This is a genomic window from Phycicoccus elongatus Lp2, assembly GCF_000367525.1.
Lineage (GTDB): Bacteria > Actinomycetota > Actinomycetes > Actinomycetales > Dermatophilaceae > Phycicoccus_A > Phycicoccus_A elongatus.
The window spans coordinates 1,291,732-1,305,084 of sequence record NZ_HF570956.1; the positions used below are offsets into that span (position 1 = coordinate 1,291,732).

General features: G+C 68.2%; 11 protein-coding genes and 1 pseudogene. 2 read left to right on the plus strand and 10 right to left on the minus strand.

Translation table 11 applies throughout. From position 1 onward, the window contains the following. Positions 1–5: 5 nt before the first annotated feature. The 4 genes and pseudogenes from BN10_RS06120 to BN10_RS06130 all read right to left on the minus strand — a co-directional run bounded on the left by BN10_RS06120 (position 6) and on the right by BN10_RS06130 (position 4,770). Complete coding sequence (locus tag BN10_RS06120) at positions 6–440, minus strand: efflux RND transporter periplasmic adaptor subunit (RefSeq protein ID WP_010850322.1); 435 nt, start codon at positions 438–440, stop codon at positions 6–8. Next, the gene (locus BN10_RS06125) at positions 433–3,501 is read right to left on the minus strand and encodes an efflux RND transporter permease subunit (RefSeq protein WP_010850323.1); all 3,069 of its coding nucleotides are present in this window, start codon (positions 3,499–3,501) and stop codon (positions 433–435) included. Before BN10_RS06125 ends, BN10_RS06120 begins: the two co-directional genes overlap by 8 nt. 139 nt (positions 3,502–3,640) lie before the next feature. Then, a pseudogene (locus tag BN10_RS17960) lies at positions 3,641–3,843 on the minus strand (transposase); the annotation flags it as partial. Positions 3,844–3,879: 36 nt separating this feature from the next. Then, the gene (locus BN10_RS06130) at positions 3,880–4,770 is read right to left on the minus strand and encodes a phenylalanine 4-monooxygenase (protein ID WP_010850324.1); all 891 of its coding nucleotides are present in this window, start codon (positions 4,768–4,770) and stop codon (positions 3,880–3,882) included. A gap of 271 nt (positions 4,771–5,041) precedes the next feature. On the opposite strand from BN10_RS06130, the gene acs reads away from it, so the two are divergent. Then, on the plus strand, positions 5,042–7,018 hold the full coding sequence (acs, locus tag BN10_RS06135; protein ID WP_084310952.1) for an acetate--CoA ligase: 1,977 nt from the start codon (positions 5,042–5,044) through the stop codon (positions 7,016–7,018). 24 nt (positions 7,019–7,042) lie between these two features. Here acs and BN10_RS06140 read toward each other — a convergent pair whose 3' ends face one another. From BN10_RS06140 to BN10_RS06165, 6 genes are read right to left on the minus strand one after another with little or no spacing between them, the layout of a single operon-like run. Further along, on the minus strand, positions 7,043–7,387 hold the full coding sequence (locus BN10_RS06140; protein WP_010850326.1) for a monovalent cation/H(+) antiporter subunit G: 345 nt from the start codon (positions 7,385–7,387) through the stop codon (positions 7,043–7,045). Then, positions 7,387–7,662 (minus strand): monovalent cation/H+ antiporter complex subunit F, encoded by a 276-nt coding sequence (locus tag BN10_RS06145; RefSeq protein ID WP_010850327.1) that lies wholly within the window; start codon positions 7,660–7,662, stop codon positions 7,387–7,389. The genes BN10_RS06140 and BN10_RS06145 overlap by 1 nt, the downstream gene beginning before the upstream one ends. Continuing rightward, a complete protein-coding gene (locus BN10_RS06150; RefSeq protein WP_010850328.1) occupies positions 7,659–8,033 on the minus strand; it encodes a Na+/H+ antiporter subunit E in 375 nt (124 codons plus the stop codon). The genes BN10_RS06145 and BN10_RS06150 overlap by 4 nt, the downstream gene beginning before the upstream one ends. After that, the gene (locus BN10_RS06155) at positions 8,030–9,559 is read right to left on the minus strand and encodes a proton-conducting transporter transmembrane domain-containing protein (RefSeq protein ID WP_010850329.1); all 1,530 of its coding nucleotides are present in this window, start codon (positions 9,557–9,559) and stop codon (positions 8,030–8,032) included. Before BN10_RS06155 ends, BN10_RS06150 begins: the two co-directional genes overlap by 4 nt. Then, entirely contained in the window at positions 9,556–9,888 is a 333-nt protein-coding gene (locus BN10_RS06160; RefSeq protein ID WP_010850330.1) for a sodium:proton antiporter, read from the minus strand. Before BN10_RS06160 ends, BN10_RS06155 begins: the two co-directional genes overlap by 4 nt. Further along, positions 9,885–12,695, minus strand: a complete 2,811-nt coding sequence (locus BN10_RS06165) for a DUF4040 family protein (RefSeq protein WP_010850331.1) — start codon at positions 12,693–12,695, stop codon at positions 9,885–9,887. Before BN10_RS06165 ends, BN10_RS06160 begins: the two co-directional genes overlap by 4 nt. Positions 12,696–12,827: 132 nt before the next feature. Here BN10_RS06165 and BN10_RS06170 point away from each other — a divergent pair, with 132 nt between their 5' ends. Beyond that, on the plus strand, positions 12,828–13,226 hold the full coding sequence (locus BN10_RS06170; protein ID WP_010850332.1) for a phage holin family protein: 399 nt from the start codon (positions 12,828–12,830) through the stop codon (positions 13,224–13,226). The last annotated feature ends 127 nt before the right edge of the window (positions 13,227–13,353 follow it).

The following is a 13,353-nucleotide window of genomic DNA, read 5'->3' on the forward strand; positions in this document are numbered from 1 at the left end:
GGCTCCTATCGCCCGCCCCCGACGCCGTTCTCGGCGCCGTAGAGCTTGATCGCTGACCGCGTGACCACTCGCGTGCCGACCGGTGGGCCCGCGGACACGGCCGCGGACTGTCCGTCGACGCGATCGAGGGTGATCGGGACCCGTACGTAGGTGAGCTCCGAGGGGTTCGTGTACACCCACGGCGCGCCCTTCTTGTCATAGACCACGGCCGCGTAGGGGACGGCCGTGGCGTCGTCGACGACGACAGTCACCAATTCGAGACGGCGCACGGCATCCGCGGTGAGAGTCAAGGTCTTGGGCCCACCCTCGGTCGCCGCCGGAGCGATGGACACCGCCGGAACGGACTCGTGCACGGTCTCCTCGACGGCCGTGCAGCCACCGGCGACAGCAGCACAGATGGACATCGCGGCCACGGCGCGCACGGTTCGGAGCTCACGCATAGCTGGTCACCGAGTGACTGCCGAGTGCGTGCTCGTCGATGGCGTAATCGTCGGCGGACTCCTCACGGTCGGCCCATCTGGCGGCGACCGCCGGGAGCACCACCAAGGTCGTGAGGGAACTGGTGATCGCCCCACCGGCGAGCACGGCTCCGAGATCCCAGAGGGCCTCCCGCCCGGGTCCGGCGCCGAGCACGAGCAGCCCGATGCCCATGAGGAGGATCAAGACCGCCGCGGGTAGGACCGCACGCACGATCGACAACCGCGGCGTATGGGCGCCAGGGCGCATCCCCTGGGCAGCGATGAGTGCCTGATGGACCCCGAGGACGGAGAGGGTCGCCAAGCCCAGGAAGGCTCCGAGCGTCAACCCACCCAGGAGATGGGTCGCGATCAGGCCGCCGATCATTCCCACGGGGATCGCGGTGGTGGCGGCCGCGGCATACCACCAGTTGCGGGTGGCTGCCTGGATCAACAGGAGCAGGCCGACGAGCGCGCCCAGCCCAGCGAGCAACGCCAGGCGCTCGCTCTCCTCGACCCCGGCACTCTCCGGGCGAACCTCGGCGTGGTATTCGGCCGGCAGCGTCATCTCCGCGAGCCGGCTCGCGACGGCATCCCGCGTGGCGGCGTCGGCGATGTCGGCGACAATGTCCAGCCGTCGCTGGACCGACTCACGCCGGATAGTCGTGGGCCGTTCGCCCTCCGTGACGCTGGCCACGTCACCAAGAGGCACATGGACGCCGCCGGGCGTGTCGATGGGCAGGGCCCGGACCTTCTCCAGCGAGTTGCGGAGGTCCTCTGCGGTCCACACCTGGACGTCGAACACCTTCTGCTCCTGAAAGATCGCACCCACCTCGAGGCCCCCCACCAGGGTCGCGGCCTGACGACGCACATCACCCGGGGTCATGCCCAGTGCCACGACCTTGGCCAGATCGACAGTGACCTGGAGCGTCTGCTCGGTCGGGGTCTGCACCAACGCGGCATTGCTGACACCCGAAGTGCTGGTGACCACCTCCAAGGTGCTGGCAGCAGCCTCTTCCAAGGTGCTCGGCACCGGGCCATAGACCGAGACGACCAATGGCGCAGCCGCCGCAGGAAGAATGCGGTCGATGCGGTGGTCGAGGTTGGTTCCGATGGTGCTGGTGAGCCCGTCCACCTGGCGCGCGGCATCGAGGACGCGTGCTGCCACCGTGTCCTGGTCGGCTCCGGCCGCGAGGGTCACCCAGAGCTCGCCCGTGTTGCTTCCCACGACCCGCTCACCGGACACGGCGCGGCCGACGTGCCCTCCGACGGTGGCCACCCCATCGAGGCCCCGGATCGATGTGGCGAGGGTCCCGAGTGTGCTCGTGAGCGACAGTGGCGAAGTCCCCTCCTGAGCCGTCGCCGTGAGCACCAGGACGCCCTCCTGAAAGGAGGGACGGGTCCGGTCCTGCGCACTGAGGCCCAGAGCGATCGCGCCCGCGGCACCGACGGCGAGCACCGCCACGGCGGCCACGGCGGACAGCGCGAGACTCGGCGCCTTGATCGGCAGGTGCGCCGAGCCCACATCCTTGAGCCGAGCGCTGCCCAGCGCAGCCGCGATCCCCGGACCCACGAGCAGGGCAACCACTAGGCAGGCGATGACGGCGAGCAGGAAACCATCGACCGCTTCGGAGAGGAAGACCCCGGATTGCCCACCCCAGAGGTGGACCGGGACGGCGATGAACGCGGCAGCAAGGGTCGTGTAGGCCGCAGAACGCCCGACGGCGGCGTAAGCGGCCACGAGCCGCTTCGCCGCCGTCCCGTCATCGGGCGCGCGCGAGAGGGCGTCGACGGCGGCGACGGATTGGGCGATGGCCAGCGCAGCGCCCGCACCGAGCCCGGTGAGCGTCAGCACGTTGATGGGAGTGTCCCGCTGCCACAGGACGAGCCAACCGACGAGCAGGGACATGCTCACCGAGGCCACGATGATGACCACCGGGCGCCATGCACGGTAGACCAGCACCGAGCCGATGGCGATGAGCGCCAGCACGATCAGGGCGGTGATGCCCAGGTTGCGGCGCGTGTCATCGGCATACTCAGCGGGCCGGTAGACGGAGGAGTCCAGGACCACGCCGGGGAGGCCCGGCCGCAGCGAGGCGAGCGCTTCCTCGATGCCCTGGCTCACCGCGGCCGTGCTGACGCCCTTCTGCTTCTCGACGACGAGCATCAGGTTGGAGGTGTCGTCGACGATCCCGTCGCCGATGATCGTCGGGGGTGCCTCGACGATCGTGGCCACGTCCGCGAGGGTGATGTCCGGGCTGGCCGCGCCTTCGACCGAGACTCTTCCGAGGGTGGCGCTGTCCGTGATCGGTGACACGTGCTGGACGTTGACTCGCTGCTGGGGCAGGTCGAGGAAGCCGCCGCGCCCGGGGGTCGAGGCCTCGAGGAAGCTCAAGGGCGAGACCCAGAGCGCATTGCCGGTGGTCGCCACCACCTGGTCGAGGGAGACACCGTGCTGCTGCATGCGGACAGGGTCGGCCTGGACGTGGAGCTGGCGGTCCCGCATCCCCCACACGGAGACATTGGCGACACCCTCGACACTCATGAGCTTTGGTCGAATGGTCCACCGGGACAGCACCGAAAGGTCGACCAAGGACTGGTCCGCGGACGAGAGCCCGATCATCATGACCCGGTTGGCGGCCGATGTCGGCTGCAACATGACCGGCGCCTTGGATGCATTCGTCAACAGGGCACCCTGGGTCAGCCGCTCCTGCACGACCTGTCGAGCCCGGATCTCGTCCGTGCCGTCCTCGAAGGTCATCACGATCGAGGACAGCCCGGCCATCGAGATCGACTGCATGGTGTCGACCCACGCGACACCGCTCAGCAGGTTCGACTCCAGCGGGACCGTGACGAGGTCCTCGACCTCCTGGGCCGAGAGTCCGAGTGCCTCGGACTGGACCTCGACCGTCACCGGAGCGAACTCCGGCACCGCTTCGATGCTCGTTCGCGTCATCTGGAAGCCCGCGAAGGCTGCCGCAGCAAGGGTGAGGATGACGACAAGGACACGTGCGCGCGCCCCAGTCCGGACGAGATAGGAAATCATGGTGGACACCCCTTGCCACACGCCACGGCCCGAGCGATGACGCCGGCACGGTCCTCCACCTGTGACGCGCGCCACCCTCAAGATGGATTTCGGACCCTACTCCAGACTTGGCGTGCGTGCAGCAGAATGCAAATGACGCCTCAGTGCGCCGGTGGATCTCGCGGTTGAGCCGCTCGTTGGGGGTTGGGTGGACCAGGCCTGTCGTCACAACACCCTGGGGAACGCGGTGCAGGCCACGATGTCAGCGCGAGCGTCTTCGATGTGCGCAGCGACCGTGGGCGCCTTGTCCTGCAGGCCCTCGAGGACGCGGTCGAACTGTGCGTGGACACGGTCGTTCATTGGGTTCGCAACTCAGAGGGTTCTCAACTCAGTGAGTTCTCAACGATGAGCTGCCCGGGCGCGCAGACATTCGGTGAGGTCGTCGTCGACGGTGTCGAAGAAGGCGCCGACGACGTCGTCGAGTTCGTCGAGGCTCTCGGCACAGAAGAGGACCGGTTGATACTCGGTGATGTCGTAGGCCAACGTACCCATGTCGGCCAGATCGAGACCACGGTGCTCCATGTGCCCGAACTCGTCCATCTCGCCGAAGCTGCTGAGGATGCCGGCCCCATAGGCCTTGACCTCGCCGTGCTCCTTGATGACCCCGAACTCCATGGAGAACCAGAAGACGTCGGCGACGAACTTCATCGCGTCCTCGGTCTCCAGGCGCAGTGACGCCCGACCGGCGGCCTCGGTCAGCCGCGCGAAGCGCGCAGACGCGAGCTGGTTCCCGTGGCCGATGACCTCGTGGATGATGTCCGGCTCGGGTGTGTAGAGCGGCTCGGACCCGTGCCGGAGGTATTGCGTGGAGTTGAAGGTGCGCGCGCCGAGGTCGGCGTAGAACTCGCGCAGCGGCACCAGCCCCGGGGCGGCGCGATAGCCCCACCCGGTGAGTGGCCGGAGTCGGGCGCTGACCTGGTCCAACTGGGGCACGTGGTCGGTCGGCAGACGCAGGCGGTGCTTGGCCGCAAGGAACTCGCTGTGCGCGTACTTCTCGTGTTTGGGCGCCAGTTGCTCCTGGCACAGCCGCCAGATCCGGTGCTCGTCCTCGGTGTAGTCGATGACGGGCACCGTGCCCGCCGGCGCGTTGATCGCCGCCGCGGCGATGTGGGAGCGCCGTGCCCGGTAGGCCGGGTCGTGCAGACCCGGGTGGTTGTCGGCCAGATGCACCTCGACGGTGCCATCCTCGCCCGTGGTGACGGGTGAGTAGAGCTGTCCCTCGTCGAACATCGACTCCACCTCCTTGTGAGAGTGCCTATCCCACGAGGCAACCAGATACCGACGGGCAGTGGAACCGTTGCCCGACACGCTGGGCACGACTGCCAGCAATTTCGGACCCTGGGCCCCTCAGATCTGCACACTTTGTCCACCCTTGCGCGAAGGTCACTGACCGCTCGGCGACGTCCGCTCGGCGCACGTGGTGGCGCGCTCGCGGCATACCTCTGGGTTGGCCTTGCCGCCCGCGGCTGCGCACGGTTGGCTGGGAGCAAGCCACTCGACGATGAGGAGTCCCGCCGTGACCGACGACAGCCTGAGCACCCACCTCGACCGCGCGACCTTGGAGCCCGATCCGGCGTTCACCGCGCAGGCCAACGGCACGCAGGACATGTATGCCGCGGCCGAGGCCGACCACGAGGGTTTCTGGGCCGAGCAGGGCAGGAAGTACCTCACCTGGGCCAAGGACTTCGACACCACGCTGGACTGGAGCCAGGCTCCGTTCGCCCAGTGGTTCGTCGGCGGCGAGCTCAATGTCGCCTACAACTGCGTCGACCGCCACGTCGAGGCCGGCAACGGAGACCGCGTCGCGATCCACTTCGAGGGCGACCAGGGCGACACCCGCACGATCACCTATGCCGACCTCCAGCGCGAGGTCAACAAGGTCGCCAACGCGCTGACCGAGCTGGGCGTCGGCAAGGGCGACACCGTGATGATCTACATGCCGATGATCCCCGAGACCGTCTTCACGATGCTCGCCTGCGCGCGCCTGGGCGCGATCCACTCGTTGGTCTTCGGCGGTTTCTCGGCCGAGGCGCTGCACACGCGGATCAACGACGCCCAGGCCAAGATCGCGGTCACCACCGACGGGCAGTGGCGCCGCGGGAAGCCGGCTCCCCTCAAGGCAGCCGTCGACGAGGCTCTCGAGCACGCGGACAACACCGTCGAGAAGGTGCTCGTCGTCAAGCGCACCGGCACCGATGTCACGTGGACCGAAGGTCGCGACATCTGGTGGGACGACGTGGTCCCCGGTCAGAGCGACGAGCACACGCCGGAGGCCTTCGACAGCGAGCACCCGCTCTTCATCCTCTACACCAGCGGCACGACCGGGAAGCCCAAGGGCATCTTCCACACCAGCGGTGGTTACCTCACCCAGGCCGCCTACACGAACGCGATCGTCCACGACGTGCACCCCGAGACCGATGTCTACTGGTGCACCGCCGACGTCGGCTGGGTGACCGGCCACTCCTACATCGTCTACGGACCGCTGGCCAATGGCGCCACCCAGGTGCTCTACGAGGGCACCCCCGACACGCCACACCAGGGCCGGTGGTGGGAGATCATCGAGAAGTACAAGGTGAGCATCTTCTACACCGCCCCGACGGCGATCCGGACTTTCATGAAGTGGGGTCACGACATCCCGGACAAGTTCGACCTGTCGTCGATCCGCGTCCTGGGCAGCGTCGGCGAGCCGATCAACCCCGAGGCCTGGCTCTGGTATCGCAAGTACATCGGCAGTGACAAGGCGCCGATCGTCGACACCTGGTGGCAGACCGAGACCGGCGCGATCATGATCAGCCCGCTGCCCGGGGTGACGACCCTCGAGCCCGGCTCCGCGCAGAAGCCGATCCCCGGCATCTCCGCCGAGATCCTCGACGACGAGGGCAACCCCTTCACGGAAGCCGAGAAGGTCGGCTACCTCGTCCTCACCAAGCCGTGGCCCTCGATGCTGCGCGGCATCTGGGGCGACCCGGATCGGTACCGCGACACCTACTGGAGCCGCTTCGGCCCGAAGTACTACTTCGCCGGGGACGGCGCGAAGTACGACGAGCGCGGCAACATCTGGCTTCTCGGCCGGGTCGACGACGTGATGAACGTCTCGGGTCACCGTCTGTCGACAGCCGAGATCGAGTCCGCGCTGGTCTCGCACCCGAAGGTCGCCGAGGCGGCGGTCGTCGGCGCCAACGACGAGACGACCGGTCAGGCGCCGGTGGCCTTCGTCATCCTGCGCGCGGACGCCGTCTCGGACGGCGAGGACAAGGACGCGCTCTCCGCGGAGCTGCGGGGCCACGTCGGCAAGGAGATCGGGCCGATCGCCAAGCCGCGCAACGTCATGATCGTCTCGGAGCTGCCCAAGACCCGCTCGGGCAAGATCATGCGCCGACTGCTCAAGGACGTCGCCGAGGGCCGCGACATCGGCGACACGACGACACTGGCCGACTCCTCGGTCATGAACCTCATCAAGGAGACGCTGGGGGGGTAGGTCCCTCCGTCAGCAGGTCTTCCGTCAGCGCCCGGCGAGTTCGTTGGGATCGGTTTTGGGGTCCAGCGGTGCCCCCGAGCGGTATGCCGCGCGCCCGAGCGCGTTGCTCGCGATCGATGAGACGACGAGCGCAGCGAGGACGGCGAGCACGACCTCGACGACACTGACGATGTCCCATCCCTCGGTGCGGCCCTGGTGCAGCAGGGCCGCCGCGAGCAGCAGAGGCACCCCCACCCCCGTCGCCGGGCCGAGGGAGTTGACCATGCTCAGGGCGTCACGCACGCGGAGCAGGGCGACCGCGCTGACGAGGAAGCCGAGGGCGCCGACGATGGCCAGCGCAGCGATGAGGAGGTCGAGGACGAGGGACATCAGCGGCGGCCTCTCGTGAGCATTCGCGCGAGGGCCAGGGTGGCGAGGATGCCGAGCACCATGGCGATCAGCGCGACGTCGAAGACGACGGCGGACCCGGTGAGCACGGCCACGAGCACGAAGACGGCGACGGCGGCGAAGAAGAGCAGGTCGGCGACGACCGCCCGGCGCGCATCGTCCTGGGCGCGCACGACGGCAACGATGCCCAGGACGGCGGCGACACCGACGATCGCGGTGGCGGCGGCGAAGGCGATGGTGACGACAGGGGACGTCATGACTCCTCGATCCCCTCTTCGGAGCAGCCTCGAGTGGCCCGCAACAGACGAGTCTCCATCGCCTCCAACTCGGCGATGGCGCCTTCGTGCGTGTGGGCATAGAGGAAGTGGACGAAGAGGCTGCGCGGATGATCCGGGGTGGCCTCGGCGATGCCGAGCGTCAAGGTGCCCGGGGTGATGGTGATCGAGGACTCGATGGCTGCCGTCTCGAAGGTGGAGCGGGCACGGAGTGGGAACTCGATGATCGACGGGGCCACCTCCAGACCCGGAGTGAGCACGTCGCGGGCCAACTTCATCGACTGCACCGGAACCTGCCAGGCCAGCCACACGAGGTAGATCACGGCATACCAGAGTTGGCGTAGTCGCCTCATCGCCCCCTCACCGCCTCGACATAGGGGCCGAGATCGACCAACCCCTGCGCGGCGCGGGTCGCGATGTCCCAGGTCGGGCCGGCCCCGAAGAACATCGCGAGCGAGAGGACGAGCATCAGGCCGGCCGGCACGAGGTCGAGGGTCGGGATGCGCACGGAGTCCGGCAGGGGCACCAGGTCATCCTTCGACTCGTCACTGCGCACAGCCGCGGGCAGCCGACTGCGGTAGACGGTCATCTTCGGTCCCCAGAAGACGTCGTGCCAGAGTCGCTGCATCGCCACCAGACTCAGGATGCTCGCGACGATGACGGACCCGATGATCACGGCAGCGACCCAGGGCGTCGCGGCTGCACTCGCCACGACGAGGGCCGCCTTGCCGATGAATCCGGCCGAGGGTGGGAAGCCGACGAGGGAGATCAGGGCCAGGCCGACGATCCAGGCCAGCGCCTTCTCGCGGCGCAGCAGGTCGGCCAGCCGGACCAGGTGACCGGTGCCATAGGTCTGCTCCACGGCCCCGGAGGCGAGCACCAGGGCGCCGAGGGTGAGCACGCTGTGCACGAGGTAGAGCAGGCCGCCGCGGTAACCCGCCAGGCTCAGCAGGGCGACGGCGATGAGGATGTGGCCGTTGCTCGACACGATCTGGAAGGACAGGATCCGGCGCATCGTGTTCTCGCCGATCGAGGACCACGCACCGACGATCACGCTGAGCACGACGAGCCCGACGACAGCGGGCAGGAGGACGGGGTTCTCCGCGAAGACAACGGCAGTGATGCGATAGACGGCCACGAGCGCGACCTTGGAATGCAGGCTCCCGAAGAGTGCCATGACCGTGGCCGAGGTCGCGGGGTAGGCCCGGGGGAGCCAGCCGTGAACCGGGACCGCCCCGGCCTTGACGACAAGGGCGAACAGGACGACGGCGGCGCCGAACGCGACCTTGGGATCGTCCCCGCGCCCCACGAGGGCGGCGAGATTGACGGTGCCGGCCGCGGCATACAACAACGCAATCCCGACGAGGAAGACCGAGGAGGTGACGAGGTTGACGACAAGGAAGAGCCGACCGACACCGAGCCGACGCCAGGTGCCACTCATCGCGAGCAGCGCGTAGGACGGCAGGAGCATGACCTCGACGAAGACGAAGAGGTTGAAGATGTCGCCGGTGAGGAAGGCGCCGTTGACACCGGCGATGAGCATGAGGACCAGCGCGGGGAAGAAGCGCAGTCGGTCCTCACCCGTGCGCAGCGCGAAGAGCAGCACGACGAAGGTGGCGATCCCGGTGACCGCCAGCAGGACCGCGCTCAGGGTGTCGGAGACGAAGGGGATGGCGATGCCGACGGGGAAACCGCCGACGTTGGTTGCGAACACCGGTGTCTCGCGGTGGATTCCGATGAGCCACACCCCGACCACCGCCGTGGCCAAGGGGGTGCCGAGCAGCAGGACGAGACGGACAACCCGCCACGGCGCGACGGCGGTCAGGGCGCTGGCCAGCAACGGCAGGGCCACGACGAGAGGGAGCCAGGCGGCGTTCATCGATCCCTCTCCTCTCCGGACTCGGGCATCCGCATGGTGTCGTCATTGCGGCCGACGACGGCCAGGGCGAGCAGGATGACCGTCACGGCGAGCGTGATGACGATGGCGGTGAGCACGAAGGCCTGCGGCAACGGGTCGGCGGCGGTGGCCGGGTCCATGCGGTTGGCCAAGGGCTCTCCCCGGTATGCCGGGACCCCGGAGGTGAGGAGGAAGAGGTTCACGGCGTGACTGAGGACCCCGACGCCGAAGGCGATCCGCACCAGGCTGCGTTGCAGCAGCAGGTAGGTGCCGCCCGCGACGAGCACGCCGATGGTGAGCGCGAGGATCATCGCTTCGCCTCCCGGTCGGCACCCAGGACGTTGAAGGCAAGAATGACCAGGCCGAGCACTGCGGCGTAGACGCCGACATCGAAGACCATGGAAGACGCGAACTTGGTGCCCAGGATGGTGACGTGGAGTGGCTCGAGGAAGGTGCCGCCGAGGTAACCGAGCAGGCCGGTGCCCAGGGCGACGATGATCCCACCGACGATGAGCGCCACCGGGGTCGACGGGCGGGACACCGGTCGGTCGTGCGCCTTGGCGAGATAGACATAGGCGACGGCACAGGCGGCGACGAGGGCGGCGATGAAGCCACCTCCGGGCTCGTTGTGACCGCGCCAGAAGAGCACGGCCGAGATGACGACGAGGATCGGGACGAGCACGGTCTGCAGAAGACGCAGGGGCTCGGTGTTGGCCTCGACGTCCTCGAGGGCGCGGTGTGATGGGGAGCCCTCCTCGCCGATCTCGATCTTGGGCCGGGCCACATGGGTCGCGGCGGAGTCAGGGTCTGGGTCGGGATCGAGGAGGGCTCGCGGGATCGTCGCGAGGATGCCGAGGATGGCGATGCCGGCCATGCCGAGGACCGCGAGCTCACCGAAGGTGTCCAGGGCTCGCAACTCGACGAGGATGACGTTGACGATGTTGTCGCCGCCGGTGACCTGCGGGGCCTGGCTGAGGTACCACTGCGCGACCTCGGAGCGTTCCCGGCGACCGATGACGGTCCACGCGGCGAGCGCACTCGCCAGCCCGGCGCCGATCGCGATCACTGCGTTGCGCAGTTGTTGGGGACGCTTCTTGATGGTGAACTCCTGCGGCAGCTTGCGAAGCACCAGCATGATGACCAACACCGTCAGGATCTCGACGAGCAGCTGGGTGAGGCCGACATCGGCCGCACCGAGGAGGAAGATCTGCACGGTCATTGCCACGCCGACGCCACCGAGCAGCACGGTCGCGCCGATCCGTGACTCGGCGCGCACCAGGGCGACGACGGAGCCCGTCACGATGACCAGGACACCGACGTCCACGACTTGGTTGACCCCGGGCGTGAGCGGGGGCACGTGGCCTCCGGTCCACAGCAGCACCGACCCGACGGCCAGGACGGCGGTCAACGTCACGATGATGGCGGCCACGTGGCGGGCCGGGTTGTCGGCTCGCACCAAGCCGGCCGCGCGCACGCCCACCCGTTCGAGCCACCTGGTGATCGCCCCGAGCACCCCTGCCCCGTCGAGGGTGAAGAGGGGGCGTTCGACCAAGTGGCGCAGGGAGGCGCGCCGGGGGAGCAGCAGTCCACCCCCGACGAAGACGAGCATCGTGACGATGAGCTCGAGATTGACACCGTGCCACAGGTGGAAGGCCGCCGTGTGACTGGTGACCGCGTGCGACGCGACGACGGCCTGCTCGATGATCGGAGCGAATTGGTTGATCGTGAAGGCGAGCGGGATGCCGACCAGGATCGGCGTCGCGGCGGGAAGGATGGTGACCCAGCGGGCCTCGGTCACCGGCCGGCTCGGCTCCGGTCCGTCGAGGAAGGCGCCGGTGACGATCTTGCCGCAGTAGAGGAAGGTCAGGACCGCGCCGAGCCCCGCCACCGCCAACAGGATCGGCCCCGCGACGGTGGGTCCGGGCGCGTCGAGCAACGCTCCGAAGATGTTCTCCTTGGAGATGAATCCCAGCAGCGGGGGGACACCCGCCATCGACGCCGTGCCCACGAGTGCCACGGTGAAGGTGACCGGCATGGCGCGGCGCAGGGCCGGCAGCCGATCGATCATGCGCGTGCCTGCCTGGTGGTCGATCAGGCCCACCACCATGAAGAGACCGGACTTGAAGCAGGCGTGAGCGATCGTGTGGAGCAGGGCGGCAGCGATCGCGAAGGACGTGCCGACCCCGATCGTGGCCGTGATCAGGCCGAGCTGGCTGACCGTGGAGTAGGCCATGAGCTTCTTGAGGTCGACCTGCTGCATCGCGAACCAGGCCGCGAGCACCGAGGTGAAAAGGCCCAGCCCGACGAGCAGAACGTTCCAGATGAGGGTGCTGTGGAAGATGATCGAGAAGCGGAAGAGCAGGTAGATCCCCGCCTTGACCACGGCCGCCGCGTGCAGGTAGGCGCTGACCGGGGTCGCTGCGGCCATCGCGTCGGGCAGCCACAGGTGGAACGGGAACTGGGCGGCCTTGCTGAAGCCGGCGGCGGCCACGAGCACCGCGATCAGCCCGGTGAAGGCGGGGTCCGATCCCCAGACCGGTGAGGCGACGGCCTGCGAGAAGGTGCTCGTCCCGGTGCGCGCCATGATGAGCGCGACAGCCGCGAGGAGGGCCAGCCCACCGATGAAGGTGAGCAACATCGTGCGCATGGAGGCGGCTTCACCGGCGTGACCGGACCGGGCGATGAGAAGGAAGGACGCGAGCGAGGTCAACTCCCACGTGAGGAACATCAGGACCAGGCTGTCGCTGACCGTGAGTGCGACCATCGCGAAGGTGAAGCCGGTCATGATGACGTAGAAGCCGCGCTGGTTTCCCTTGGTGAAGTATGTCGTCGAGTAGAAGAAGACGAGCGCGCCGATGACCAGGGCGAGGGCGATGAAGATGACGGACAGTCCGTCGAGGCGCAGGGCGAGATCGAGCCCCAGCTCGGGAACCCAAGCGGCATGCCAAGTGATCACGTCGCCGTTCGCGACCCGGATGGCACTGGGAACCATGGCACCGGCCAGACCCAGGAAGATCACGCCGATCGGCCATCCCGCGGCGCGGCCCAGGAACCCCGTGAGGGGCACGCTGAGCAGCGGCACCAGGGCCAGCAGGCCCAAGAGGATGGGTAGGCTCACGCGTCTCCACTCGGAGTTCGACACAGGGGGGGACATCCGGGGAGGGACGGCGACCCTCCGTTGAGCGATCCAGTCTATTTGACGTCGGATGTCGGCCACAAAGGGCGGGGGCCCCGGCGCTAGGGTGAGTCCATGTCGGAGAACAGAACCCCGGTGGCGGAATCGCAACGAACCATCGGCCAACTCGTCGCCGACGCGACCCATGACGTCCAGGGCCTGGTCAAGAGCGAAATCGCGCTCGCCAAGGCCGAGGTCCAGCAGGGCGCCAAGGTCTTGGGCAAGGGCGCCGGTCTGCTGGCCGGTGCCGGCTTCGTCGCCCTCCTCGGCCTGATCTTCCTCTTCCACACCTTGGCCCAGGTGATCGCGATCTGGCTCCCCGCGTGGGCTGGCTATGCGATCACCACCGGGCTCCTCTTCCTCGTGGCTGCCGTGCTCGGGCTCATCGGCAAGAACGCCCTCTCCAAGGCGCGACCGAAGCCCGAGCGCGCCATCGCCGAGGCCGAGAAGACCATCGCCGCCCTCAAAGGCTGACCTTCCCGCCGGACTCGACGACGGGTCCAGCCCTCGTCCTCCCTCGAACAGACCCCGCACCCCCCTACATCCATACCTGTGGTCGGCTGCGAGATCTGTTCCCTGCCGAACAGACTTCGCACCGCCC

Bases quoted from the DNA above. Each gene is read 5' to 3' on its own strand.
- BN10_RS06120 (WP_010850322.1), bottom strand. From the start codon at position 440: ATGCGTGAGCTCCGAACCGTGCGCGCCGTGGCCGCGATGTCCATCTGT.
- BN10_RS06125 (WP_010850323.1), bottom strand. From the start codon at position 3,501: ATGATTTCCTATCTCGTCCGGACTGGGGCGCGCGCACGTGTCCTTGTC.
- BN10_RS06130 (WP_010850324.1), bottom strand. From the start codon at position 4,770: ATGTTCGACGAGGGACAGCTCTACTCACCCGTCACCACGGGCGAGGAT.
- acs (WP_084310952.1), top strand. From the start codon at position 5,042: ATGAGGAGTCCCGCCGTGACCGACGACAGCCTGAGCACCCACCTCGAC.
- BN10_RS06140 (WP_010850326.1), bottom strand. From the start codon at position 7,387: ATGTCCCTCGTCCTCGACCTCCTCATCGCTGCGCTGGCCATCGTCGGC.
- BN10_RS06145 (WP_010850327.1), bottom strand. From the start codon at position 7,662: ATGACGTCCCCTGTCGTCACCATCGCCTTCGCCGCCGCCACCGCGATC.
- BN10_RS06150 (WP_010850328.1), bottom strand. From the start codon at position 8,033: ATGAGGCGACTACGCCAACTCTGGTATGCCGTGATCTACCTCGTGTGG.
- BN10_RS06155 (WP_010850329.1), bottom strand. From the start codon at position 9,559: ATGAACGCCGCCTGGCTCCCTCTCGTCGTGGCCCTGCCGTTGCTGGCC.
- BN10_RS06160 (WP_010850330.1), bottom strand. From the start codon at position 9,888: ATGATCCTCGCGCTCACCATCGGCGTGCTCGTCGCGGGCGGCACCTAC.
- BN10_RS06170 (WP_010850332.1), top strand. From the start codon at position 12,828: ATGTCGGAGAACAGAACCCCGGTGGCGGAATCGCAACGAACCATCGGC.